Genomic DNA, 26,427 nt, shown 5'->3' with positions numbered 1-26,427 from the left:
TGGAGCATCTGCACATGAAAACCCGTACACAACAAATTGAAGAATTACAGAAAGAGTGGACTCAACCGCGTTGGGAAGGCATTACTCGCCCATACAGTGCGGAAGATGTGGTGAAATTACGCGGTTCAGTCAATCCTGAATGCACGCTGGCGCAACTGGGCGCAGCGAAAATGTGGCGTCTGCTGCACGGTGAGTCGAAAAAAGGCTACATCAACAGCCTCGGCGCACTGACTGGCGGTCAGGCGCTGCAACAGGCGAAAGCGGGTATTGAAGCAGTCTATCTGTCGGGATGGCAGGTAGCGGCGGACGCTAACCTGGCGGCCAGCATGTATCCGGATCAGTCGCTCTATCCGGCAAACTCGGTGCCAGCTGTGGTGGAGCGGATCAACAACACCTTCCGTCGTGCCGATCAGATCCAATGGTCCGCGGGCATTGAGCCGGGCGATCCGCGCTATGTCGATTACTTCCTGCCGATCGTTGCCGATGCGGAAGCCGGTTTTGGCGGTGTCCTGAATGCCTTTGAACTGATGAAAGCGATGATTGAAGCCGGTGCAGCGGCAGTTCACTTCGAAGATCAGCTGGCGTCAGTGAAGAAATGCGGTCACATGGGCGGCAAAGTTTTAGTGCCAACTCAGGAAGCTATTCAGAAACTGGTCGCGGCGCGTCTGGCAGCTGACGTGACGGGCGTTCCAACCCTGCTGGTTGCCCGTACCGATGCTGATGCGGCGGATCTGATCACCTCCGATTGCGACCCGTATGACAGCGAATTTATTACCGGCGAGCGTACCAGTGAAGGCTTCTTCCGTACTCATGCGGGCATTGAGCAAGCGATCAGCCGTGGCCTGGCGTATGCGCCATATGCTGACCTGGTCTGGTGTGAAACCTCCACGCCGGATCTGGAACTGGCGCGTCGCTTTGCACAAGCTATCCACGCGAAATATCCGGGCAAACTGCTGGCTTATAACTGCTCGCCGTCGTTCAACTGGCAGAAAAACCTCGACGACAAAACTATTGCCAGCTTCCAGCAGCAGCTGTCGGATATGGGCTACAAGTTCCAGTTCATCACCCTGGCAGGTATCCACAGCATGTGGTTCAACATGTTTGACCTGGCAAACGCCTATGCCCAGGGCGAGGGTATGAAGCACTACGTTGAGAAAGTGCAGCAGCCGGAATTTGCCGCCGCGAAAGATGGCTATACCTTCGTATCTCACCAGCAGGAAGTGGGTACAGGTTACTTCGATAAAGTGACGACTATTATTCAGGGCGGCACGTCTTCAGTCACCGCGCTGACCGGCTCCACTGAAGAATCGCAGTTCTAAGCAACAACAACCGTTGCTGACTGTAGGCCGGATAAGGCGTTCACGCCGCATCCGGCAATCGGTGCACGATGCCTGATGCGACGCTTGCGCGTCTTATCATGCCTACAGCCGTTGCCGAACGTAGGCTGGATAAGGCGTTTACGCCGCATCCGGCAATTCTCTGCTCCTGATGAGGGCGCTAAATGCCGCGTGGCCTGGAATTATTGATTGCTCAAACCATTTTGCAAGGCTTCGATGCTCAGTATGGTCGATTCCTCGAAGTGACCTCCGGTGCGCAGCAGCGTTTCGAACAGGCCGACTGGCATGCTGTCCAGCAGGCGATGAAAAACCGTATCCATCTTTACGATCATCACGTTGGTCTGGTCGTGGAGCAACTGCGCTGCATTACTAACGGCCAAAGTACGGACGCGGCATTTTTACTACGTGTTAAAGAGCATTACACCCGGCTGTTGCCGGATTACCCGCGCTTCGAGATTGCGGAGAGCTTTTTTAACTCCGTGTACTGTCGGTTATTTGACCACCGCTCGCTTACTCCCGAGCGGCTTTTTATCTTTAGCTCTCAGCCAGAGCGCCGCTTTCGTACCATTCCCCGCCCGCTGGCGAAAGACTTTCACCCCGATCACGGCTGGGAATCTCTACTGATGCGCGTTATCAGCGACCTACCGCTGCGCCTGCGCTGGCAGAATAAAAGCCGTGACATCCATTACATTATTCGCCATCTGACGGAAACGCTGGGGACAGACAACCTCGCGGAAAGTCATTTACAGGTGGCGAACGAACTGTTTTACCGCAATAAAGCCGCCTGGCTGGTAGGCAAACTGATCACACCTTCCGGCACATTGCCATTTTTGCTGCCGATCCACCAGACGGACGACGGCGAGTTATTTATTGATACCTGCCTGACGACGACCGCCGAAGCGAGCATTGTTTTTGGCTTTGCGCGTTCTTATTTTATGGTTTATGCGCCGCTGCCCGCAGCGCTGGTCGAGTGGCTACGGGAAATTCTGCCAGGTAAAACCACCGCTGAATTGTATATGGCTATCGGCTGCCAGAAGCACGCCAAAACCGAAAGCTACCGCGAATATCTCGTTTATCTACAGGGCTGTAATGAGCAGTTCATTGAAGCGCCGGGTATTCGTGGAATGGTGATGTTGGTGTTTACGCTGCCGGGCTTTGATCGGGTATTCAAAGTCATCAAAGACAGGTTCGCGCCGCAGAAAGAGATGTCTGCCGCTCACGTTCGTGCCTGCTATCAACTGGTGAAAGAGCACGATCGCGTGGGCCGAATGGCGGACACCCAGGAGTTTGAAAACTTTGTGCTGGAGAAGCGGCATATTTCCCCGGCATTAATGGAATTACTGCTTCAGGAAGCAGCGGAAAAAATCACCGATCTCGGCGAACAAATTGTGATTCGCCATCTTTATATTGAGCGGCGGATGGTGCCGCTCAATATCTGGCTGGAACAAGTGGAAGGTCAGCAGTTGCGCGACGCCATTGAAGAATACGGTAACGCTATTCGCCAGCTTGCCGCTGCTAACATTTTCCCTGGCGACATGCTGTTTAAAAACTTCGGTGTCACCCGTCACGGGCGTGTGGTTTTTTATGATTACGATGAAATTTGCTACATGACGGAAGTGAATTTCCGCGACATCCCGCCGCCGCGCTATCCGGAAGACGAACTTGCCAGCGAACCGTGGTACAGCGTCTCGCCGGGCGATGTTTTCCCGGAAGAGTTTCGCCACTGGCTATGCGCCGACCCGCGTATTGGTCCGCTGTTTGAAGAGATGCACGCCGACCTGTTCCGCGCTGATTACTGGCGCGCACTACAAAACCGCATACGTGAAGGGCATGTGGAAGATGTTTATGCGTATCGGCGCAGGCAAAGATTTAGCGTACGGTATGGGGAGATGCTTTTTTGAGTAAAGCTTCCATATAATTTTTCTCCGCAATGTATCGAGGGTTATCCGTAAAGCCAAAGCTTTCAGCCATCTTATTTAATGTATTAAGGATTAATTCAGCAATAACCCGGTGACCAAATTCAAAAGCCAACTCAAAGGCAGAGTATTTTTGTGGGGCTTTGTGTTGCCAAAAATCCATAATATCTTCAGCGGTAAATCCAAACAGGCGTGCATGGTCAGATAAAGCAAGATAAACCGTCTCTACAACATTTTGTTGTTTATGCTGTATCGCTGAAAACAAACCGGGATATTCATTAGAATTATTTGCCAGGAGGAGGGGCTTCATATTTTTTTTATCGAATTTAAACGTATTAAACAGAGTGGGTAATGCGTTAAAAATAGTATTAATAACGTTCATGTGTCCGCGCTGCATGGCCATAAACAAACCCGTGTCGCGCGCAAGACTTTTAGCGGTCAGAAGATCTACAATATCGGAAGCTGAAATGTTAATTTCCTGGGCTAGGCTGGGCAATGCTTCAAGAATAACTTTCACGATATCGCTATGTCCATTTTGCATCGCCAGATATAGTCCTGGGCAACCATAAAAATCCTTTGCCTTCAGGAGATCGAGTACCTGTTCTTTAGTCAAATGACATGTGCGAATTAACAAAGGTAACGCGTTCAAAACAATTTTCAGCATGTCGGCATCACCATTCGCCATAACATGGTATAAAACATGGCTGGACGTTCTATTTTTGGCACTCAGGAATTTATACACTTGTTCGTTATCTAAATGATGTGTTGCGGCCAGTTTAGGTAAGGCGTTCAGAATCGAGGTTACAACATTTTTATCCTTACGTGATATCGCTAAAAATAATCCAGAAAAACCATTTTTATCTTTTGCCTCCAGAATATGCATGAGATTTTTTTTCGAGAGTAATCCTTCATATCCTGTTTCTGACAATGAATTGAAAATAGTCTCAACGATATCCGCATTACCATAATTTATAGCCAAATATAAACCTGGCAGGTTAATACTATTATAGGCAGTCAACATTTCTGTTCTATGTAGTTCTGGCATTTTCTGGAGTTGAATCATCAGTTGCGTAAGTTGGTGATTCTGACCAATTGCCATTAGCAAATTCATCGTTGCAGGTGATAATGGAGGGGTTATTTCATCCACAGATCCTTTTAACATCAATAGCTGTTCTTTCGGAAGTGCTGGAATTATTGCAACAGATTGATTAATAACATGATCATTTGACCATTTCAGGAGGCTATAATCTACATTCATAAAATCCATCAGAGAATAGTGTTTAATATTCTCTTTGCTTTCGCTCATAATTCTTATTTTATCGTTAGTTACATTAGGATCATAAACCGAAACCACGTAATGGGTACATCCTTCAGTTGTGTTCTTTATTCTTAGCCGGACCGTCAAAGCATGGTTATCCACCAGTAATATGGCTGCCATAACACTGATGCCATTTGATTCCATCTTGTCAAAATATGCTTTCATAACTAGCCCGAAATCACCGCAGGCAGCAACGCAACGCCCCTCAGGACGGCTGGAAACCAACGCCAAAGTCTGGTTTTTGCATTTTTTGTTGAAGTGCGTGAGAAATTTTTCAGCTGAAGAGTAATCATCTTGATGGGGTTTGTAATCAACATTCTGATAAATATCATTAATATATTGTGCAGCAATGTGTCGGCATACTATACGGTTTTGGGGTCGCCCCGGAAAATAACATTGACCATTAAGTTTAATTCTTGGGAATTCTTTTTCTTTTCTATCTGATTTTAGGTTTAATTCTTGTTTATCAAGAGTGTCTGAGCGTTGAGGTAAAATTTCCATTAGGTATTTTTCAAATATTGGGGCAATGGTTTGAGTAAGTGTCGTGTTTTCGTTTTTATTAATTATCGTAATTTCTTTCTTATCAGCTTGTAAGACGGACGTGGAAAATTTAATGACAAAATCCTTGTTGCTAAAGATATGACGACCATTTTGTCTACAGTTCTCTGAGAAGCTTTTTAATAGAGGCGTCGCCAGCTCCTTGCCAGAAAATTTATCCTCGAGTTCTTTATAAAACAATTCACTCAGGGTTTGGTGTTCATTTGTCTGGGCTGTATTATTAATATTTGCAGAGAAAGAACTACGAGGAATACGAGTAATCATTTAAATATCTCATTGTTTATTGATGTCTTGAATTTTAACTATCAGAACAGTGAAAAAATTTAATATGATTACAACTAAAGAAATATCATAAATCGCTCAATCTCATAATGCAGCCGTAAAAGTTTCGGTGGAATGAGATCTTGCGATTTTGTTAATAATTAAGTGGTTTGATGTTTAAAAATAATGCTGAGTTAATAAAAGTGTGTGAAGTGTATGACATTAAGTTATTTTGGCGTCAATGCGATTAACAGACACCCTTATTCTATTGCCACTCAGGTATGATGGGCAGAATATTGCCTCTGCCCGCCAGAAAAAGTCAGCGCATTCCACCGTACGCCAGCGTCACTTCCTTCGCCGCTTTAATCACCATCGCGCCAAACTCGGTCACGCGGTCATCGGTAATACGTGAAATCGGTCCGGAAATAGAAATTGCGGCAAACGGTTCACGGTGCTCATCGAAAATACACGCTGCAAGGCAACGTAGCCCCAGTGCATGTTCCTCATCGTCAAATGAATAACCCCGTTTGCGCGTTTGGGCGAGATCTTCTTTTAAATGCACAGGAGACACCAGCGTTGCGTGGGTATAGGCATGTAACCCTTTGCGGTGCAGCAGCTTCGTCACCTGTTCTTCGCTCAGTTGGGCTAAAAAGGCTTTACCCGCACCGGAAGCGTGCATCGGCAATTTACCGCCGATAGGCGCGGACATTCGCATCAGATGCGTACACTGTACCTGGTCGATAATAATCGCTTCGTGATCGCTTTGATCAAGCACCGCCATATTGACCGTTTCGCCAGACTCTTCCATTAGATTGCGCAGGATAGGGTGAACAATCGCTAACAAATTACGGCTCTGGAGAAAGCTGCTGCCGACCATAAAGGCATGTGCGCCGATTGCCCAATGTCCCAGTTCGCCAACCTGACGCACGAAACCCTGCTGTTGCATCGTGGTTAGCAGGCGGTGGGTCGTGGAATTGGGTAACCCGGCTTGTTGCGCCAGTTCCGTGAGTGCCACACTGCCATTGGATTCGGCAATCCACTCCAGTAATTTCAGGCCACGCGTTAAAGACTGAACCTGTCCAGTCGCTGGTGCGGTGGCAACGGCGGGTTTTCTGCCGCGTTTCGCGGGAATGGGTGCGACCATGACAGTCTCCTTTTTCTGTATCGTGGAAATCATTTTCATTTTTATTGTTAGCTAATGCAATAGTTACTGAACTGATCCGATGAGTTAATGTTGAACAAATCTCATGTTGCGTGGTGGTCGCTTTTACCACAGATGCGTTTATGCCAGTATGGTTTGTTGAATTTTTATTAAATCTGGGTTGAGCGTGTCGGGAGCAAGTGTGAGCAGCAAAGTGGAACAACTGCGTGCGCAGTTAAATGAACGTATTCTGGTGCTGGACGGCGGTATGGGCACCATGATCCAGAGTTATCGACTGAACGAAGCCGATTTTCGTGGTGAACGCTTTGCCGACTGGCCATGCGACCTCAAAGGCAACAACGACCTGCTGGTACTCAGTAAACCGGAAGTGATCGCCGCTATCCACAACGCCTACTTTGAAGCGGGCGCGGATATCATCGAAACCAACACCTTCAACTCCACGACCATTGCGATGGCGGATTACCAGATGGAATCCCTGTCGGCGGAAATCAACTTTGCGGCGGCGAAACTGGCGCGAGCTTGTGCTGACGAGTGGACCGCGCGCACGCCAGAGAAACCGCGCTACGTTGCCGGTGTTCTCGGCCCGACCAACCGCACGGCGTCTATTTCTCCGGACGTCAACGATCCGGCATTTCGTAATATCACTTTTGACGGGCTGGTGGCGGCTTATCGAGAGTCCACCAAAGCGCTGGTGGAAGGTGGCGCGGATCTGATCCTGATTGAAACCGTTTTCGACACCCTTAACGCCAAAGCGGCGGTATTTGCGGTGAAAACGGAGTTTGAAGCGCTGGGCGTTGAGCTGCCGATTATGATCTCCGGCACCATCACCGACGCCTCCGGGCGCACGCTCTCCGGGCAGACCACCGAAGCATTTTACAACTCATTGCGCCACGCCGAAGCTCTGACCTTTGGCCTGAACTGTGCGCTGGGGCCCGATGAACTGCGCCAGTACGTGCAGGAGCTGTCACGGATTGCGGAATGCTACGTCACCGCGCACCCGAACGCCGGGCTACCCAACGCCTTTGGTGAGTACGATCTCGACGCCGACACGATGGCAAAACAGATACGTGAATGGGCGCAAGCGGGTTTTCTCAATATCGTCGGCGGCTGCTGTGGCACCACGCCACAACATATTGCAGCGATGAGTCGTGCAGTAGAAGGATTAGCGCCGCGCAAACTGCCGGAAATTCCCGTAGCCTGCCGTTTGTCCGGCCTGGAGCCGCTGAACATTGGCGAAGATAGCCTGTTTGTGAACGTGGGTGAACGCACCAACGTCACCGGTTCCGCTAAGTTCAAGCGCCTGATCAAAGAAGAGAAATACAGCGAGGCGCTGGATGTCGCGCGTCAACAGGTGGAAAACGGCGCGCAGATTATCGATATCAACATGGATGAAGGGATGCTCGATGCCGAAGCGGCGATGGTGCGTTTTCTCAATCTGATTGCCGGTGAACCGGATATCGCTCGCGTGCCGATTATGATCGACTCCTCAAAATGGGACGTCATTGAAAAAGGTCTGAAGTGTATCCAGGGCAAAGGCATTGTTAACTCTATCTCGATGAAAGAGGGCGTCGATGCCTTTATCCATCACGCGAAATTGTTGCGTCGCTACGGTGCGGCAGTGGTGGTAATGGCCTTTGACGAACAGGGACAGGCCGATACTCGCGCACGGAAAATCGAGATTTGCCGTCGGGCGTACAAAATCCTCACCGAAGAGGTTGGCTTCCCGCCAGAAGATATCATCTTCGACCCAAACATCTTCGCGGTCGCAACTGGCATTGAAGAGCACAACAACTACGCGCAGGACTTTATCGGCGCGTGTGAAGACATCAAACGCGAACTGCCGCACGCGCTGATTTCCGGCGGCGTATCTAACGTTTCTTTCTCGTTCCGTGGCAACGATCCGGTGCGCGAAGCCATTCACGCAGTGTTCCTCTACTACGCTATTCGCAATGGCATGGATATGGGGATCGTCAACGCCGGGCAACTGGCGATTTACGACGACCTACCCGCTGAACTGCGCGACGCGGTGGAAGATGTGATTCTTAATCGTCGCGACGATGGCACCGAGCGTTTACTGGAGCTTGCCGAGAAATATCGCGGCAGCAAAACCGACGACACCGCCAACGCCCAGCAGGCGGAGTGGCGCTCGTGGGAAGTGAATAAACGTCTGGAATACTCGCTGGTCAAAGGCATTACCGAGTTTATCGAGCAGGATACCGAAGAAGCCCGCCAGCAGGCTACGCGCCCGATTGAAGTGATTGAAGGCCCGTTGATGGACGGCATGAATGTGGTCGGCGACCTGTTTGGCGAAGGGAAAATGTTCCTGCCACAGGTGGTCAAATCGGCGCGCGTCATGAAACAGGCGGTGGCCTACCTCGAACCGTTTATTGAAGCCAGCAAAGAGCAGGGCAAAACCAACGGCAAGATGGTGATCGCCACCGTGAAGGGCGACGTCCACGACATCGGTAAAAATATCGTTGGTGTGGTGCTGCAATGTAACAACTACGAAATTGTCGATCTCGGCGTTATGGTGCCTGCGGAAAAAATTCTCCGTACCGCTAAAGAAGTGAATGCTGATCTGATTGGCCTTTCGGGGCTTATCACGCCGTCGCTGGACGAGATGGTTAACGTGGCGAAAGAGATGGAGCGTCAGGGCTTCACTATTCCGTTACTGATTGGCGGCGCGACGACCTCAAAAGCGCACACGGCGGTGAAAATCGAGCAGAACTACAGCGGCCCGACGGTGTATGTGCAGAATGCCTCGCGTACCGTTGGTGTGGTGGCGGCGCTGCTTTCCGATACCCAGCGTGATGATTTTGTCGCTCGTACCCGCAAGGAGTACGAAACCGTACGTATTCAGCACGGGCGCAAGAAACCGCGCACACCACCGGTCACGCTGGAAGCGGCGCGCGATAACGATTTCGCTTTTGACTGGCAGGCTTACACGCCGCCGGTGGCGCACCGTCTCGGCGTGCAGGAAGTCGAAGCCAGCATCGAAACGCTGCGTAATTACATCGACTGGACACCGTTCTTTATGACCTGGTCGCTGGCCGGGAAGTATCCGCGCATTCTGGAAGATGAAGTGGTGGGCGTTGAGGCGCAGCGGCTGTTTAAAGACGCCAACGACATGCTGGATAAATTAAGCGCCGAGAAAACGCTGAATCCGCGTGGCGTGGTGGGCCTGTTCCCGGCAAACCGTGTGGGCGATGACATTGAAATCTACCGTGACGAAACGCGTACCCATGTGATCAACGTCAGCCACCATCTGCGTCAACAGACCGAAAAAACAGGCTTCGCTAACTACTGTCTCGCTGACTTCGTTGCGCCGAAGCTTTCTGGTAAAGCAGATTACATCGGCGCATTTGCCGTGACTGGCGGGCTGGAAGAGGACGCACTGGCTGATGCCTTTGAAGCGCAGCACGATGATTACAACAAAATCATGGTGAAAGCGCTTGCCGACCGTTTAGCCGAAGCCTTTGCGGAGTATCTCCATGAGCGTGTGCGTAAAGTCTACTGGGGCTATGCGCCGAACGAGAACCTCAGCAACGAAGAGCTGATCCGCGAAAACTACCAGGGCATCCGTCCGGCACCGGGCTATCCGGCCTGCCCGGAACATACGGAAAAAGCCACCATCTGGGAGCTGCTGGAAGTGGAAAAACACACTGGCATGAAACTCACAGAATCTTTCGCCATGTGGCCCGGTGCATCGGTTTCGGGTTGGTACTTCAGCCACCCGGACAGCAAGTACTACGCTGTAGCACAAATTCAGCGCGATCAGGTTGAAGATTATGCCCGCCGTAAAGGTATGAGCGTTACCGAAGTTGAGCGCTGGCTGGCACCGAATCTGGGGTATGACGCGGACTGATTCACAAATCTGTCACTTTTCCTTACAACAAACAGGGCGCTCAATGAGTGCCCTGTCTCTTTATTAATATGAAACACTTATACTGGAAACAGGCTGGAATAATCTTAGCCGGAAAAACGAATGTCAAAAGGCACAGTAAAGATGCCAGTCAGCGTGTTTCCGGTCCTTTGGTCATTCAATTGCTTCAGGAACATATAACGATAAGGAGAACCTGAACTCGTGTTAACGCTGCTTCACCTGCTTTCTGCCGTCGCCCTGCTGGTCTGGGGGACTCATATTGTTCGAACCGGCGTAATGCGCGTCTTCGGCGCGCGTTTGCGTACTGTCCTTAGCCGGAGCGTCGAAAAAAAGCCGCTCGCCTTTTGCGCGGGGATCGGCGTTACCGCACTGGTACAGAGCAGTAATGCCACCACCATGCTGGTGACCTCGTTTGTCGCTCAGGATCTGGTAGCCCTCGCACCGGCTCTGGTCATTGTGCTGGGTGCAGATGTCGGGACGGCGCTAATGGCGCGTATTCTCACCTTCGACTTATCCTGGCTGTCACCGTTACTTATTTTTATCGGCGTGATTTTTTTCCTCGGACGCAAACAGTCACGCGCCGGGCAACTGGGCCGCGTCGGTATTGGTCTTGGGCTGATTTTGCTAGCGCTGGAGTTGATTGTGCAGGCCGTAACGCCGATCACCCAGGCAAACGGCGTTCAGGTGATCTTTGCCTCGCTGACCGGCGATATTCTGCTGGATGCGCTGATTGGCGCGATGTTCGCCATTATCAGCTACTCCAGCCTTGCTGCTGTACTGCTGACCGCGACTCTGACCGCCGCAGGCATTATCTCCTTCCCCGTGGCGCTCTGTCTGGTGATTGGTGCTAACCTCGGTTCCGGTCTGCTGGCAATGCTCAACAACAGTGCCGCCAATGCCGCAGCCCGCCGTGTCGCGCTGGGTAGTCTGCTGTTTAAGCTGGTGGGTAGCCTGATTATCCTGCCGTTTGTCCATTTGCTGGCAGAGACAATGGGGAAGTTGTCATTGCCAAAAGCGGAACTGGTGATCTATTTCCACGTCTTCTACAACCTTGTACGTTGCCTGGTCATGCTGCCATTTGTTGACCCGATGGCACGGTTTTGCAAAACGATTATTCGCGATGAACCGGAACTGGATACCCAGCTACGGCCTAAACATCTGGATGTCAGCGCGCTGGATACGCCCACGCTTGCTCTGGCGAACGCCGCGCGCGAAACCCTGCGCATTGGCGACGCCATGGAACAGATGATGGAAGGGTTGAATAAAGTGATGCACGGTGAGCCACGGCAGGAGAAAGAGCTGCGTAAGCTGGCAGATGATATCAACGTTCTCTACACCGCCATTAAGCTGTATCTGGCGCGGATGCCAAAAGAAGAGCTGGCGGAGGAAGAGTCGCGCCGCTGGGCAGAGATCATCGAAATGTCGCTCAACCTTGAACAGGCCTCCGATATCGTCGAGCGCATGGGCAGCGAAATTGCTGACAAATCACTGGCAGCACGGCGGGCATTTTCGCTTGATGGGTTGAAGGAACTGGATGCGCTCTATGAGCAATTGCTCAGTAATTTAAAGCTGGCAATGTCGGTGTTCTTCTCTGGCGATGTCACCAGCGCTCGTCGTTTGCGTCGCAGCAAACATCGTTTTCGCATTCTTAATCGCCGCTATTCCCACGCCCACGTCGATCGCCTGCATCAGCAAAACGTGCAGAGCATTGAAACCAGTTCGCTACATTTAGGCTTACTGGGAGATATGCAGCGCCTGAACTCGCTGTTTTGTTCGGTGGCTTACAGTGTGCTGGAACAGCCGGATGAAGATGAAGGACGGGACGAGTATTAATATTGTGAATCCTGTAGGCCTGATAAGACGCGTCAAGCGTCGCATCAGGCACTATGAACAAGATGCCGGATCATGCATCCGGCAATTCACTTAAAAACGGTGACCAGCTTCCAGCGGAACCGCTTCTTCACCAGCCTTAAACACATAAGTGGTGTTCGGGCCACCCAGCGTAGCGTGACCTTTACTCACTGTGATCCAGTTACCTTCCGGTAGACCAATAATCGTCAGTTCTGGCGCGACGACCAGCAGTTCGCGAATACGCTGCTCACGGGTTTCACCTTTATGGCCTTCCGGCAGCGCGTTGGTGAAGTGCGGGTTGATTTGCAGCGGGAACAGATTTAGCGCATCGAAACCTTGCGGATCGACAATCGGCATATCGTTGGTGGTACGAATAGTTGGGCAAGCAAGGTTAGCGCCTGCGCTCCAGCCAATATACAGAGCGCCACGTTTAACCACGTCAGTAATTGGTGCCAGCAGCCCGCGCTCGCGGCACTGTTTCAGCAACTGGAAAGTATTCCCGCCGCCGACAATCACGATCTCAGCATTTTCAATCGCGGCAACGGGATCGACAACGCTATGAATACCGGTGACAGAAACACCCAGCGGAGCGAGAACCGCAGCCGTTTTCGCTGTGTAATCATCCCAGGTCTGCGTTACGCCAGCGAAAGGGATAAACACCGCTGAGCGGCGACCCTGCAACTGTTCAGCAATTAGCGGCAGTGCATGTTCCAGCCAGGCTTTACCCGGCAGCGTCGAGTTACTCAATAAAAGCAGTTCCATTACTTCTCCGGTTAGTAAGAAATCACGGGAGGCATGCTACCACTGCGAATTTAACCACTTACTGACATGGCTCACGATGTCGCACATTGCTTCTGGAAAGTGATTTGAGCAGGTAACGAATTCAAGCCAATGGAAATAACAAATAGTTCGCTCATGACTATTTTTTATCAACCCAAAGGTACGGTATATTCCGTTTTTTACAGGAGAATTTATGCTGCCCGACTCATCAGTCCGTTTAAATAAATACATCAGCGAAAGCGGAATTTGCTCACGCCGCGAAGCGGATCGCTATATCGAGCAAGGCAATGTGTTCCTTAATGGCAAGCGAGCCACCATTGGCGATCAGGTGAAACCCGGCGACGTTGTGAAAGTAAACGGTCAGTTGATTGAACCTCGGGAAGCCGAAGATTTGGTACTTATCGCCCTGAACAAGCCCGTTGGTATTGTAAGCACCACCGAAGATGGCGAGCGCGATAACATTGTCGATTTCGTTAACCACAGCAAACGCGTGTTCCCGATTGGCCGCCTGGATAAAGACTCCCAGGGGCTGATTTTCCTCACCAATCACGGCGATCTGGTGAATAAGATCCTGCGTGCTGGCAATGATCATGAGAAAGAGTATCTGGTGACGGTCGATAAACCGATTACCGAGGAGTTTATTCGCGGCATGAGTGCGGGGGTGCCAATCCTCGGGACAGTGACCAAAAAGTGCAAAGTTAAAAAAGAAGCGCCGTTTGTCTTCCGCATTACCCTGGTGCAGGGGCTGAACCGTCAGATCCGGCGCATGTGCGAGCATTTCGGCTATGAAGTGAAAAAGCTGGAACGCACGCGCATCATGAACGTTAGCTTAAGCGGCATTCCGCTGGGGGAATGGCGCGATTTAACCGACGATGAGTTAATCGACCTCTTTAAGCTCATTGAAAATTCCTCTTCCGAGGTAAAACCTAAAGCGAAGGCCAAACCGAAAACAGCGGGCATCAAACGTCCAGTCGTTAAGATGGAAAAAACGGCGGAAAAAGGCGGTCGCCCGGCGTCCAACGGTAAGCGTTTTACCTCGCCGGGGCGTAAAAAGAAGGGGCGCTGATTAACGCCTCAGACTGATGAAAACGGCCCAAAAGTGCCCGGACAGTCCCCTCGCCCCTTCGGGAAAAGGGTTAGGGTGAGGGGAAAATTGTGTTCACACTGACGAGTGAAAATCTCAGGCGTTGATTGTGGATTAGCGCCTGCCGCGCGTCGACGTATTTGCTGACCAGCTAAATGACGCTTCAGGATCCGGTTTATAAGCCTGCTTTTTCTTCAACTGGCGGGCTTTTTTCGCTTCAGCCTCACGCTCAACCATTAATTTATCGATGTAATCTTTCTTAATGCTGTTGGTTTCGGAGTTGGTCAATACGCGACCATGCGCAATCCGCGCCCGATCCAGCAGTGTTTTAAGTTCACGCTGCTCGCGTTCAGTCATCTCTTTTTGGGTAATACGGGGGAGTGCCATGATGGTGCCCTCAGTGAGCCAGAGAGTTCAGTGTACGGGAATTCGTTTGCGAGCAGAACTGATAATATTCATTTTGCCTTCTCTTAACTATTTATCTCTTTCGATAATTAATTAGAGATGCAGATAAAAAAATTAAAGGCAATTATTCTCCGATAAAGACGCTGGTTAACAGAGTACAGGCTCGTTTATTGATGAGCATAGTGACAAGAAAATCAATACGGCCCGAAATATAGCTTCCAGGCCATACAGTATTTACTCAAACAAATTACTATGCAGTTTTTGCACCACCTGCTCGGCATCTTCGCCGGGCACCAGGAAGCACAGGTTATGGCTGGATGCGCCATAACAAATCATGCGAATGTTGAACGGTTCCAGTACGCCGAATACCTCTTTGCCAACGCCGCAGGCTTTTGACAGGTCATTGCCAATCAACGCGACCAGCGCCAGACCTTCTTCCACCTCCACCCGACACAGTGCGGAAAGCTCCATCAGCAGAGATTGCGTCAGCAACGTATCGCCAGTGGAGGTTGAACCGGTGGTATCAAGGGTTAATGCCACGCTCACTTCTGACGTGGTGATTAAGTCTACCGAAATATTATGCCGCGCGAGGATGCCGAAAACTTCCGCGAGGAAACCGCGAGAATGCAGCATATTCAGGCTGTGCAAAGTGAGCAGAGTCTGATTGCGACGAAGCGCCAGAGCGCGGAACAGCGGCGGATTTTCAGTTTTATTGCACACCAGCGTACCACCTGCGCGTGGGTCTTTGCTGGAGCCGACAAAGACCGGGATATCGCTGCGTACTGCGGGTAGCAACGTTGCCGGATGCAGTACTTTTGCACCAAAAGTTGCCATCTCTGCCGCTTCGGCAAACGCGATTTCATCAATGCGTTTTGCTGCGGAAACTACGCGTGGATCGGTGGTGTAGATGCCCGGGACGTCGGTCCAGATATCAACACGAGATGCGTGTAAAGCCTCCGCCAGCAAGGCTGCCGTATAATCGCTGCCTCCACGGCCAAGCGTCGTTGTACGACCTTTATTTTCGCTACCGATAAATCCCTGGGTGATCACTAAGCCTTCATTGAGACGTGGGAGCAGCTGCAGCGCGGCCAGTTCCGCCAGCGCGGCTATATCTGGCTCTGCACGACCAAATCGGTCGTTGGTACGCATCACTTTACGTACATCAAACCACTGTGCCTGAACATCGCGTTCGCGCAGGATCTCAACAAACAGCAGGGTCGACATCAGCTCGCCGTGGCTGACCAGCTCATCTGTCAGCGCCGGAGACGTTGCCAGCGCCGCCGCTTCTGCCAGAACAGTAATGTTCTCCAGCAGACGTTCAATCTCTTCACGGATAACGTTCGGGTAACGCAGACGTTCCAGAATGGCAAACTGGATGTTGCGGATAGCGTCGAGTTTTTCGAATCGCTCGCCAGGTTCCAGTCCTTCAGCTAAAGCGACCAGCAGATTAGTGATACCAGCAGAAGCCGAGAGGACAACTAAACGCACGTTGGCATCAGAAAGCACAATATCAGCGCTGCGGTTCATGGCGTCAAAATCAGCTACGCTGGTACCGCCAAATTTGGAGACAACAATTTCAGACATAACTACCTCGTGTCAGGGGATCCATTTTCAGCCTTGGCACAAGGGAAGAGCGGAAGACGGGTGGGCGCAGAGCGATACTTCGCTACTATTTTCACCCAGAAGTGCTCCACCACTTGCGAAACGCCCGACTGCGAACGCTTCTGGTGACAACCCAGGGGATTCAGCCCCTGTAGCCGATGATGAACGTGGCCAGCCGTTCAATCACCTCGGCGATGCACCCCCTCAGGTGTTATCACAGGACTGGCTCCTCCAACACCGTTACTTGGGCAACGCGCCTCTTCTGGCCTGCGCTAGCGCAGGTAGTACATTTATAAATAAAGGGTGAGCGGGGCGGTTGTCAACGATGGGGTCATGCGGATTTTTCATCCACTCCTGGCGGTCAGTAGTTCAGCTAATAAATGCTTCACTGCGCTAAGGGTTTACACTCAACATTACGCTAACGGCACTAAAACCATCACATTTTTCTGTGACTGGCGCTACAATCTTCCAAAGTCACAATTCTCAAAATCAGAAGAGTATTGCTAATGAAAAACATCAATCCAACGCAGACCGCTGCCTGGCAGGCACTACAGAAACACTTCGATGAAATGAAAGACGTTACGATCGCCGATCTTTTTGCTAAAGACGGCGATCGTTTTTCTAAGTTCTCCGCAACCTTCGACGATCAGATGCTGGTGGATTACTCCAAAAACCGCATCACTGAAGAGACGCTGGCGAAATTACAGGATCTGGCGAAAGAGTGCGATCTGGCGGGCGCGATTAAGTCGATGTTCTCTGGCGAGAAGATCAACCGCACTGAAAACCGCGCCGTGCTGCACGTAGCGCTGCGTAACCGTAGCAATACCCCGATTTTGGTTGATGGCAAAGACGTAATGCCGGAAGTCAACGCGGTGCTGGAGAAGATGAAAACCTTCTCAGAAGCGATTATTTCCGGTGAGTGGAAAGGTTATACCGGCAAAGCAATCACTGACGTAGTGAACATCGGGATCGGCGGTTCTGACCTCGGCCCATACATGGTGACCGAAGCTCTGCGTCCGTACAAAAACCACCTGAACATGCACTTTGTTTCTAACGTCGATGGGACTCACATCGCGGAAGTGCTGAAAAAAGTAAACCCGGAAACCACGCTGTTCTTGGTAGCATCTAAAACCTTCACCACTCAGGAAACTATGACCAACGCCCATAGCGCGCGTGACTGGTTCCTGAAAGCGGCAGGTGATGAAAAACACGTTGCAAAACACTTTGCGGCGCTTTCCACCAATGCCAAAGCCGTTGGCGAGTTTGGTATTGATACTGCCAACATGTTCGAGTTCTGGGACTGGGTTGGCGGCCGTTACTCTTTGTGGTCAGCGATTGGCCTGTCGATTGTTCTCTCCATCGGCTTTGATAACTTCGTTGAACTGCTTTCCGGCGCACACGCGATGGACAAGCATTTCTCCACCACGCCTGCCGAGAAAAACCTGCCTGTACTGCTGGCGCTGATTGGCATCTGGTACAACAATTTCTTTGGTGCGGAAACTGAAGCGATTCTGCCGTATGACCAGTATATGCACCGTTTCGCGGCGTACTTCCAGCAGGGCAATATGGAGTCCAACGGTAAGTATGTTGACCGTAACGGTAACGTTGTGGATTACCAGACTGGCCCGATTATCTGGGGTGAACCAGGCACTAACGGTCAGCACGCGTTCTACCAGCTGATCCACCAGGGAACCAAAATGGTACCGTGCGATTTCATCGCTCCGGCTATCACCCATAACCCGCTCTCTGATCATCACCAGAAACTGCTGTCTAACTTCTTCGCCCAGACCGAAGCGCTGGCGTTTGGTAAATCCCGCGAAGTGGTTGAGCAGGAATATCGTGATCAGGGTAAAGATCCGGCAACGCTTGACTACGTGGTGCCGTTCAAAGTATTCGAAGGTAACCGCCCGACCAACTCCATCCTGCTGCGTGAAATCACTCCGTTCAGCCTGGGTGCGTTGATTGCGCTGTATGAGCACAAAATCTTTACTCAGGGCGTGATCCTGAACATCTTCACCTTCGACCAGTGGGGCGTGGAACTGGGTAAACAGCTGGCGAACCGTATTCTGCCAGAGCTGAAAGATGATAAAGAAATCAGCAGCCACGATAGCTCGACCAATGGTCTGATTAACCGCTATAAAGCGTGGCGCGGTTAATCATCGTCGATATGTAGGCCGGATAAGGCGTTCACGCCGCATCCGGCAACCGATGCCTGATGCGACGCGGTCGCGTCTTATCAGGCCTACAGGTCGATGCCGATATGTACATCGTATTCGGCAATTAATACATAGCACGATTGATTAAATAACCTTAATAACAATGCCGACGTTATGTCGGCATTTTTTTATCAGATAAATCCCCTTGTCTGTAATTTAACGGAAATCATACCGTGAGGTTAATCCTAAAATAGATTTTTAATCGTTGTTTATTTCGGAAAATACGCAGATTAATTGCTTTTGTTTTTATTTTAAGTTTATGATTTTTATTGTTATTTAAATATAAGTTGAAACTTATATTTGATATTCATTCCAATTATCCTAAAACGCCATCGCTAATTCCCCGCGCCGTAATTCGCATGCTTTAGTTGTGTATACTCGATCCCGCCCGAAATGTTTTTGGGTAAATCTCCATTCATTCAATGAAGGGAAATTGTTATGAAAAAAGTTCTGTATGGCATTTTTGCCATATCTGCGCTTGCGGCGACTTCTGCGTGGGCTGCACCTGTACAGGTGGGCGAAGCGGCAGGGTCGGCAGCAACGTCGGTTTCGGCGGGGAGTTCCTCCGCGACCAGCGTCAGCACCGTAAGCTCGGCGGTGGGTGTCGCGCTTGCGGCAACCGGTGGCGGTGATGGTTCTAATACCGGGACCACCACAACCACGACCACCAGTACCCAGTAATAAAGTATGTATCCCCAAAATAATTCGAGTCATTGCATCTGTGGCTAGAAGTATGAAGGGATTAACCATAACCACACTCCGGTGTGGTTATTCTGCCCCTCTGGAGAAGAGTCGTGAAGCGACCTGCACTCATTCTTATCTGCCTGTTATTACAGGCCTGTTCAGCCACGACTAAAGAGCTGGGCAATTCACTGTGGGACAGTCTGTTCGGCACGCCAGGCGTACAGCTGACGGATGATGATATTCAAAATATGCCCTACGCCAGCCAGTACATGCAGCTTAATGGCGGGCCGCAGTTATTTGTGGTGCTGGCCTTCGCTGAAGACGGACAACAAAAATGGGTCACTCAGGATCAGGCTACTCTCGTTACCCAACATGGCCGTCTGGTGAAGACTCTGCTCGGCGGCGACAACCTGATTGAAGTGAATAACCTTGCTGCCGACCCGCTGATTAAACCCGCACAAATCGTTGATGGCGCAAGCTGGACGCGCACGATGGGCTGGACCGAGTACCAGCAGGTACGCTACGCCACCGCACGCTCAGTCTTCAAATGGGATGGCACCGATACCGTCAAAGTCGGCAGCGATGAAACCCCGGTTCGCGTGCTGGACGAAGAAGTCTCCACCGACCAGGCGCGCTGGCATAACCGCTATTGGATCGACAGCGAAGGGCAAATTCGCCAGTCGGAACAGTATCTCGGCGCGGATTATTTTCCGGTGAAAACCACTCTCATCAAGGCGGCAAAACAATGATTAAACAAACTATTGTCGCGTTGCTTTTGAGTGTGGGAGCGTCATCGGTCTTCGCGGCAGGAACCGTCAAGGTGTTCAGCAATGGCAGCAGTGAGGCCAAAACGCTAACGGGCGCAGAGCATTTAATCGATCTGGTAGGCCAACCGCGGCTGGCAAACAGCTGGTGGCCCGGTGCGGTGATTAGCGAAGAGCTGGCAACGGCGGCAGCATTGCGTCAGCAGCAGGCGTTGCTGACACGGCTGGCAGAACAGGGCGCAGATTCCAGCGCCGACGATGCCGCTGCGATTAACGCCTTACGCCAGCAAATTCAGGCGTTGAAAGTGACGGGCAGGCAAAAAATCAATCTTGATCCCGATATCGTCCGCGTTGCCGAACGCGGTAACCCGCCGTTGCAGGGCAACTACACGCTGTGGGTCGGACCACCGCCGTCCACGGTCACGTTGTTCGGGCTTATCAGCCGTCCTGGCAAGCAGCCATTCACTCCAGGTCGCGACGTGGCGAGCTATCTCTCTGACCAGAGCCTGCTCAGCGGTGCGGATCGCAGCTACGCGTGGGTGGTTTACCCGGACGGACGCACGCAAAAAGCGCCGGTGGCTTACTGGAACAAGCGTCACGTAGAGCCGATGCCCGGCAGCATTATTTATGTTGGCCTCGCGGACTCCGTCTGGAGTGAGACGCCTGATGCCCTTAACGCCGACATTCTTCAGACTCTGACGCAGCGGATACCTCAATAATGAAAAAAAGACATCTGCTTAGCTTACTGGCGCTGGGCATTAGCACAGCTTGCTACGGCGAAACATATCCTGCGCCCATTGGTCCGTCGCAGTCGGATTTCGGTGGCGTAGGATTATTACAAACGCCCACCGCGCGTATGGCACGGGAAGGGGAGTTGAGTCTGAACTATCGCGATAACGATCAGTACCGTTATTACTCAGCTTCAGTGCAACTCTTCCCGTGGCTGGAAACAACGCTGCGCTACACCGACGTGCGCACCCGGCAGTACAGCAGCGTCGAAGCGTTCTCTGGCGATCAAACGTATAAAGATAAAGCCTTCGATCTCAAACTGCGTTTGTGGGAAGAGAGTTACTGGCTGCCGCAAGTGGCGGTTGGTGCGCGGGATATCGGCGGTACGGGGCTGTTTGATGCGGAATATCTTGTTGCCAGCAAAGCCTGGGGGCCGTTCGATTTTACGCTCGGCCTGGGCTGGGGGTATTTGGGCACCAGCGGTAATGTGAAAAATCCGCTCTGTTCAGCCAGTGATAAATATTGCTATCGCGATAACAGCTACAAACAGGCGGGATCTATCGACGGTAGCCAGATGTTCCACGGTCCTGCCTCACTGTTTGGCGGCGTGGAATACCAGACGCCCTGGCAACCGCTGCGCCTGAAACTGGAGTATGAAGGCAATAATTATCAGCAGGATTTTGCCGGGAAGCTGGAGCAAAAAAGTAAGTTTAACGTCGGTGCGATTTATCGCGTTACCGATTGGGCCGACGTTAACCTTAGCTATGAACGTGGCAACACCTTTATGTTTGGCGTTACGTTGCGCACCAACTTTAACGATCTGCGCCCGTCTTACAACGATAACGCCCGCCCGCAATATCAACCGCAGCCGCAGGATGCCATTTTGCAGCATTCGGTGGTGGCGAATCAGTTAACGCTGTTGAAATACAATGCCGGACTTGCCGATCCACAGATCCAGGCGAAAGGCGATACGCTGTATGTTACCGGCGAGCAGGTGAAATATCGTGATTCGCGCGAAGGGATCATCCGTGCGAATCGGATCGTGATGAACGATCTGCCGGATGGGATCAAAACGATCCGCATTACGGAAAATCGCCTTAACATGCCGCAGGTGACGACGGAAACCGATGTCGCCAGCCTGAAAAATCATCTCGCCGGAGAGCCGTTGGGCCACGAAACGACGCTGGCGCAAAAACGCGTCGAGCCAGTGGTTCCGCAGTCCACCGAGCAGGGCTGGTATATCGACAAATCACGCTTTGATTTCCATATCGATCCGGTGCTGAACCAGTCGGTCGGTGGCCCGGAAAACTTTTACATGTATCAGCTGGGCGTGATGGGAACGGCAGATTTGTGGCTGACGGACCATCTGCTGACCACCGGCAGCCTGTTTGCAAATCTTGCCAACAACTACGACAAGTTTAACTACACTAATCCTCCGCAGGACTCGCACTTACCGCGCGTGCGTACCCATGTGCGCGAGTATGTGCAGAACGATGTCTATGTGAATAACCTGCAAGCCAACTACTTCCAGCATCTGGGCAACGGCTTCTACGGTCAGGTCTACGGTGGTTATCTCGAAACCATGTTTGGCGGTGCGGGGGCAGAAGTGTTGTATCGCCCGCTGGACAGCAACTGGGCGTTTGGTCTGGATGCCAACTACGTTAAACAGCGCGACTGGCGTAGTGCAAAAGATATGATGAAATTCACCGACTACAGCGTGAAAACCGGACATCTGACCGCCTACTGGACGCCATCTTTCGCTCAGGATGTGTTAGTTAAAGCCAGCGTCGGGCAGTATCTGGCAGGGGATAAAGGCGGCACGCTGGAGATCGCCAAACGCTTTGATAGCGGCGTGGTGGTGGGTGGCTATGCCACGATCACTAATGTTTCGAAAGAGGAGTACGGCGAAGGGGACTTCACCAAAGGCGTGTATGTCTCGGTACCGTTGGATCTCTTCTCGTCTGGCCCGACACGCAGCCGTGCGGCGATTGGCTGGACGCCGCTGACGCGTGACGGTGGTCAGCAACTTGGGCGTAAGTTCCAGTTGTATGACATGACCAGCGACCGTAGCGTCAATTTCCGCTAAGTCATGGGAAAGGTGCCAGTTTTCGCACTCACTGGCACCTTCATTCTTAATGGCCTGTCGAGCCATCAGGAACGCAGTTCACTCCCGGTTTGCGATCTGGTGTGTAAAGGCGAAAACATTCTGTCTTCCTGTCCGTCGATATCGGTTGCAGGTCTGGTTGCCTGAGCGACTGGGCCATCATTGGGCTGGAGACATTGCTTTGCGGTAGGTCGGCTTTATCAGCAGTACCGAGCGGACCAGCATAAGCAGGAAGAACAGAGACTGATAACATCAAAGCAGCAAAATAAGGCTTCATTTTTACCACCTTTATCAGGTTACGTTTCATTTGTTCCAGAGGAACATTGTCGATTTTTCGCGCATTGCTGGTGGCTGGGAATCACCTGAATGGGTGATTTTTGAATTACCGGCTTTGGTGCGGTTTGTCTTGCCGGATGCGCCGCCAGGCGCGGCTTATCCGGCCTACGGGTAGGTATATCCGGCTTTGGTGGAGGCGCGCTCCAAATCCAGGTTGAACAAAACATACACAAAAAATATAGATCTCCGTCACATTTTTGCGTTATACAGGAAGCTCGCCACTGTGAAGGAGGTACTGCTATGACGTCACTCTCTCGTCCGCGCGTGGAGTTTATCTCCACCATTTTGCAGACCGTACTCAATCTTGGCCTGCTGTGCCTCGGCCTGATTTTGGTTGTCTTCCTCGGCAAAGAAACGGTGCATCTGGCTGATGTGCTGTTCGCGCCAGAACAAACCAGCAAATATGAGCTGGTAGAAGGACTGGTGGTTTACTTTCTCTATTTCGAATTTATCGCGCTGATTGTGAAGTACTTTCAGTCCGGTTTTCACTTCCCGCTACGTTACTTTGTCTATATTGGGATCACCGCCATTGTGCGCTTGATCATCGTCGATCATAAATCGCCACTGGATGTGTTGATCTACTCGGCTGCGATCCTGTTACTGGTGATCACCCTGTGGCTGTGTAATTCGAAACGGCTGAAGCGGGAGTAAAAAGTCAGCACGCCGAAATGGCGCGGCGTGCTGGACAGGAAGATTACAGCGTAGCAGTTTGTTGTGTTTTCTTCGTTTCCGGTTCCCAGAGCGCTTCCAGCTCCTCAAGGGTTTTACCTTTGGTTTCCGGGACAAATTTCCACATAAACAGTGCTGCCAGAACGCCCATACAACCGTAAATCCAGTAGGAGAAACCGTTGTGGAAATGGGCCACCAGCCAGGAGTTTTTGTCCATCATCGGGAAGGTCCAGGAGACGAAGTAGTTCGCCAGCCACTGGGCCGCCACCGCGATTGCCAGCGCTTTACCACGAATAGCATTCGGGAAGATTTCCGACAGCAGTACCCAGCATACCGGACCCCAGGACATGGCAAAGGCGGCAACATAGAACAGCATCGACAGTAGCGCCACAATACCCGGTGCCTGAGTGTAAAACGCGGTACCGAGGCTAAACATACCGATTGCCATTCCGAGTGCGCCGATAATTTGCAGTGGCTTACGACCAAATTTATCCACCGTCATAATTGCCAGAACGGTGAAGGTGAGGTTGATAACTCCGACAATAATGGTCTGCAACAGCGCGATATCCGTGCTGGCCCCCAGCGTTTTGAACACTTCCGGCGCGTAGTACAGCACCACATTGATGCCGACAAATTGCTGGAAGATGGAGAGCATTACGCCGATTACAATCACGCCCACGCCAAACATCAGCAGACGACCACCGGTTTTGCGGCCATGATCCAGGGAGTGTTTAATTTCCTGTACTGCCTGAGTTGCAAGCGTGTTGCCCATAATTTTGCGCAGGATACCTTCCGCCTGTTCTTGCTTGCCGCGCGACATCAGCCAGCGAGGACTTTCTGGCACGGTATACAGCAGCATTAAGAACAGCAGTGCAGGGATACATTCCGAGGCAAACATATAACGCCAGCCGTCAGTATTCAGCCAGCTGGCATCACCGGAACGGGCAATAAAATAGTTTACGCAGTAAACTAAAAGTTGCCCGAAAATAATCGCAAACTGGTTAAAAGAGACCAGTTTCCCGCGAATATGAGCTGGAGCCAGTTCCGCAATATACATTGGCGAGAGCATTGAGGCTAAACCAACGCCAATACCGCCAATAATGCGATAAATAACAAATTCCGGGACATAACCTGCCAGATAAACAGGCACAGTGTTGTCCGGGTTTATAGAGGTAAAACCAAGTTCTGGCCAGGCAGAACCTACACCAGAAATAAAAAACAGGACAGCAGCAATCTTAAGTGAATCACGACGACCGAAGCGGTTACTGCAATAACCACCGAGGGCACCGCCGATGATGCAACCAATCAGAGCGCTGGCCACGCAAAACCCTAACAGGGAGTTGGCAGCGGATTCACTTAAGTTTTGTGGAGCAACAAAGACGGTATTGAGTGACTCAACAGTACCGGAAATAACGGCGGTGTCGTAGCCAAATAATAAACCACCTAATGTAGCGACTAAGGTAATCGAAAATATATAACTGGAATTATACTGGGTATTCATTCAGACCTGCCTTAGACCATTCTGATCTTTTATCAGTGCATTGATGTTGGAATTGTCAGGCAGTTAAGGCAATTATCATTTTTTACAATGCGTTTACGTAATGTCTTTTCTGTGATCTTAATTGTGATAATTATCCAAAATTGATAAAAACAATACTATTGCCGTGACTCAGAGCACGAAAGAGAATTATCGTAAGTGGGAAAACAAATAACGTAAAAATAATAAGCTCTATGATGGAAATATTAACCGGCGAACGATTCAGATTGCAGACGAAAGAAAAAAAGGCGCTCCGTGGAGCGCCGAATAACAGTCACAAGTTGGGATAACGTAAGTTGAGGGTGCAGCGGCATAACATTGGCAGAACAACATCTTTAACCTTTCACACCACCTGCCGTCAGGCCGTTGACCAGCCAGCGTTGAGCCAGCAAGAAGACGATGGTGATCGGTAATGCAGACATCACGGCAGCGGCGGCAAAGTCACCCCACAGGTAGTTTTGCGGGTTGAGGTATTGCTGCATCCCCACGGCCAGGGTGTAGCTGTTTACGTCACGCAGTAACAGCGACGCGACCGGAACTTCAGTAATGGCAGCGATAAACGACAGGATGAATACCACCGCCAGAATCGGTACTGACAGCGGCAACAGGACAAGGCGGAAGGCCTGCCACGGTGTCGCACCATCCAGCGCAGCAGCTTCTTCCAGCGAACTGTCGATGGTTTCGAAATAGCCTTTGATGGTCCAGACATGCAGCGCAATCCCACCCAGATACGCGAAAATTACGCCGCCGTGAGTATTCAGGCCAATGAATGGAATGTACTCACCCAGACGATCAAACAACGCATACAACGCGACCAGTGAAAGTACTGCCGGGAACATCTGGAAAATCAGCATTCCTTTCAGCAGCGTCGCTTTGCCTGGAAAGCGCATACGGGCGAAAGCGTAGGCGCAGGTGGTGGAGAGCGCCACAATGCCAATCGCGGAAATCCCGGCGACCTTTACCGAGTTCCACAGCCACAGCAGTACCGGGAATGGCGGTGGCGTAATGCGACCATCAGCCTGTTCAACGCTAAAACCTAACGCCAGTTTCCAGTGATCCCAGGAGATTTGCTCCGGGATCAGGCTGCCGGTCGCAAAGTTTCCCTGACGCAGCGAGATAGCGACGACCATCAGCAGCGGGAACATAATCGCTGCGATAAAAAGTAGCAGTAGCAGGTGAGTAATAAATAAACGAGCTTTTTGCGATTTCGGTTGGACCATTGCCATTTTTG

At 51.2% G+C, this 26,427-nt stretch carries 20 protein-coding genes and 1 riboswitch; of the genes, 12 read left to right on the top strand and 8 right to left on the bottom strand.

The window, feature by feature from the left end:
• The first annotated feature begins 14 nt into the window (after positions 1–14).
• Both aceA and aceK read left to right on the top strand, forming a co-directional pair.
• Positions 15–1,319, top strand: a complete 1,305-nt coding sequence (gene aceA / locus KXD89_RS20695) for an isocitrate lyase (protein WP_000857856.1) — start codon at positions 15–17, stop codon at positions 1,317–1,319.
• Between the two features lie 182 nt (positions 1,320–1,501).
• Positions 1,502–3,238: a bifunctional isocitrate dehydrogenase kinase/phosphatase gene (aceK, locus tag KXD89_RS20690; protein WP_001137220.1), complete on the top strand. Its 1,737-nt coding sequence runs from the start codon at positions 1,502–1,504 to the stop codon at positions 3,236–3,238.
• Here aceK and espL4 read toward each other — a convergent pair.
• Positions 3,207–5,393 (bottom strand): type III secretion system effector EspL4, encoded by a 2,187-nt coding sequence (gene espL4 / locus KXD89_RS20685; RefSeq protein WP_000632913.1) that lies wholly within the window; start codon positions 5,391–5,393, stop codon positions 3,207–3,209. The two genes, aceK and espL4, sit on opposite strands and share 32 nt — an antisense overlap.
• A gap of 316 nt (positions 5,394–5,709) precedes the next feature.
• On the bottom strand, positions 5,710–6,534 hold the full coding sequence (gene iclR, locus KXD89_RS20680) for a glyoxylate bypass operon transcriptional repressor IclR (protein WP_000226403.1): 825 nt from the start codon (positions 6,532–6,534) through the stop codon (positions 5,710–5,712).
• 199 nt (positions 6,535–6,733) lie between these two features.
• Here iclR and metH point away from each other — a divergent pair, with 199 nt between their 5' ends.
• Both metH and KXD89_RS20670 read left to right on the top strand, forming a co-directional pair.
• Positions 6,734–10,417, top strand: a complete 3,684-nt coding sequence (gene metH / locus KXD89_RS20675; protein WP_000096011.1) for a methionine synthase — start codon at positions 6,734–6,736, stop codon at positions 10,415–10,417.
• Positions 10,418–10,636: 219 nt separating this feature from the next.
• Complete coding sequence (locus KXD89_RS20670; protein ID WP_000956830.1) at positions 10,637–12,268, top strand: Na/Pi cotransporter family protein; 1,632 nt, start codon at positions 10,637–10,639, stop codon at positions 12,266–12,268.
• A 90-nt stretch (positions 12,269–12,358) separates the two neighbouring features.
• Here KXD89_RS20670 and pepE read toward each other — a convergent pair whose 3' ends face one another.
• Entirely contained in the window at positions 12,359–13,048 is a 690-nt protein-coding gene (gene pepE, locus KXD89_RS20665) for a dipeptidase PepE (RefSeq protein WP_000421763.1), read from the bottom strand.
• Between the two features lie 211 nt (positions 13,049–13,259).
• Between pepE and rluF the strand changes: the two genes are divergently transcribed.
• Positions 13,260–14,132 (top strand): 23S rRNA pseudouridine(2604) synthase RluF, encoded by an 873-nt coding sequence (gene rluF / locus KXD89_RS20660; protein WP_000936377.1) that lies wholly within the window; start codon positions 13,260–13,262, stop codon positions 14,130–14,132.
• Between the two features lie 132 nt (positions 14,133–14,264).
• Here rluF and KXD89_RS20655 read toward each other — a convergent pair whose 3' ends face one another.
• Both KXD89_RS20655 and lysC read right to left on the bottom strand, forming a co-directional pair.
• Positions 14,265–14,537, bottom strand: coding sequence for a DUF3811 domain-containing protein (locus KXD89_RS20655; protein ID WP_001207634.1), 273 nt, complete (start codon positions 14,535–14,537; stop codon positions 14,265–14,267).
• 252 nt (positions 14,538–14,789) lie between these two features.
• On the bottom strand, positions 14,790–16,139 hold the full coding sequence (lysC, locus tag KXD89_RS20650) for a lysine-sensitive aspartokinase 3 (RefSeq protein ID WP_001290310.1): 1,350 nt from the start codon (positions 16,137–16,139) through the stop codon (positions 14,790–14,792).
• A gap of 91 nt (positions 16,140–16,230) precedes the next feature.
• Positions 16,231–16,427: riboswitch (Lysine riboswitch) on the bottom strand.
• A gap of 236 nt (positions 16,428–16,663) precedes the next feature.
• On the opposite strand from lysC, the gene pgi reads away from it, so the two are divergent.
• The 5 genes from pgi (at position 16,664) to KXD89_RS20625 (ending at position 22,636) form a co-directional block, all read left to right on the top strand.
• Complete coding sequence (gene pgi / locus KXD89_RS20645; protein ID WP_000789986.1) at positions 16,664–18,313, top strand: glucose-6-phosphate isomerase; 1,650 nt, start codon at positions 16,664–16,666, stop codon at positions 18,311–18,313.
• A gap of 498 nt (positions 18,314–18,811) precedes the next feature.
• Positions 18,812–19,054: an exopolysaccharide production protein YjbE gene (gene yjbE / locus KXD89_RS20640; RefSeq protein ID WP_000757333.1), complete on the top strand. Its 243-nt coding sequence runs from the start codon at positions 18,812–18,814 to the stop codon at positions 19,052–19,054.
• 113 nt (positions 19,055–19,167) lie between these two features.
• Positions 19,168–19,806, top strand: a complete 639-nt coding sequence (locus KXD89_RS20635; protein ID WP_001295278.1) for a YjbF family lipoprotein — start codon at positions 19,168–19,170, stop codon at positions 19,804–19,806.
• Positions 19,803–20,540, top strand: coding sequence for a capsule biosynthesis GfcC family protein (locus KXD89_RS20630; RefSeq protein ID WP_000595558.1), 738 nt, complete (start codon positions 19,803–19,805; stop codon positions 20,538–20,540). The genes KXD89_RS20635 and KXD89_RS20630 overlap by 4 nt, the downstream gene beginning before the upstream one ends.
• Positions 20,540–22,636 carry a YjbH domain-containing protein gene (locus KXD89_RS20625; RefSeq protein WP_000745776.1) on the top strand — a complete coding sequence of 699 codons (2,097 nt, stop codon included), beginning with the start codon at positions 20,540–20,542 and terminating at the stop codon, positions 22,634–22,636. Before KXD89_RS20630 ends, KXD89_RS20625 begins: the two co-directional genes overlap by 1 nt.
• A gap of 46 nt (positions 22,637–22,682) precedes the next feature.
• On the opposite strand, the gene KXD89_RS20620 is transcribed toward KXD89_RS20625, so the two are convergent.
• Positions 22,683–22,961 carry a periplasmic protein gene (locus KXD89_RS20620; RefSeq protein ID WP_001295279.1) on the bottom strand — a complete coding sequence of 93 codons (279 nt, stop codon included), beginning with the start codon at positions 22,959–22,961 and terminating at the stop codon, positions 22,683–22,685.
• Here KXD89_RS20620 and KXD89_RS20615 point away from each other — a divergent pair, their 5' ends adjacent.
• Positions 22,962–23,105 carry a hypothetical protein gene (locus KXD89_RS20615; protein WP_000487766.1) on the top strand — a complete coding sequence of 48 codons (144 nt, stop codon included), beginning with the start codon at positions 22,962–22,964 and terminating at the stop codon, positions 23,103–23,105.
• A 125-nt stretch (positions 23,106–23,230) separates the two neighbouring features.
• Complete coding sequence (gene psiE, locus KXD89_RS20610) at positions 23,231–23,641, top strand: phosphate-starvation-inducible protein PsiE (RefSeq protein ID WP_000202902.1); 411 nt, start codon at positions 23,231–23,233, stop codon at positions 23,639–23,641.
• A gap of 43 nt (positions 23,642–23,684) precedes the next feature.
• Here the strand turns inward: psiE and xylE are convergent, their stop codons facing one another.
• Together xylE and malG are read right to left on the bottom strand one after the other, a co-directional pair.
• On the bottom strand, positions 23,685–25,160 hold the full coding sequence (xylE, locus tag KXD89_RS20605; protein ID WP_001097274.1) for a D-xylose transporter XylE: 1,476 nt from the start codon (positions 25,158–25,160) through the stop codon (positions 23,685–23,687).
• A 371-nt stretch (positions 25,161–25,531) separates the two neighbouring features.
• Positions 25,532–26,422: a maltose ABC transporter permease MalG gene (gene malG / locus KXD89_RS20600; RefSeq protein WP_001252058.1), complete on the bottom strand. Its 891-nt coding sequence runs from the start codon at positions 26,420–26,422 to the stop codon at positions 25,532–25,534.
• Positions 26,423–26,427: the final 5 nt, after the last annotated feature.

It is taken from the genome of Escherichia sp. TC-EC600-tetX4 (assembly GCF_019356055.1).
GTDB lineage: Bacteria > Pseudomonadota > Gammaproteobacteria > Enterobacterales > Enterobacteriaceae.
Note: the sequence above shows the minus strand (reverse complement) of the source record. Positions and strands in the feature narration are given on the sequence as shown.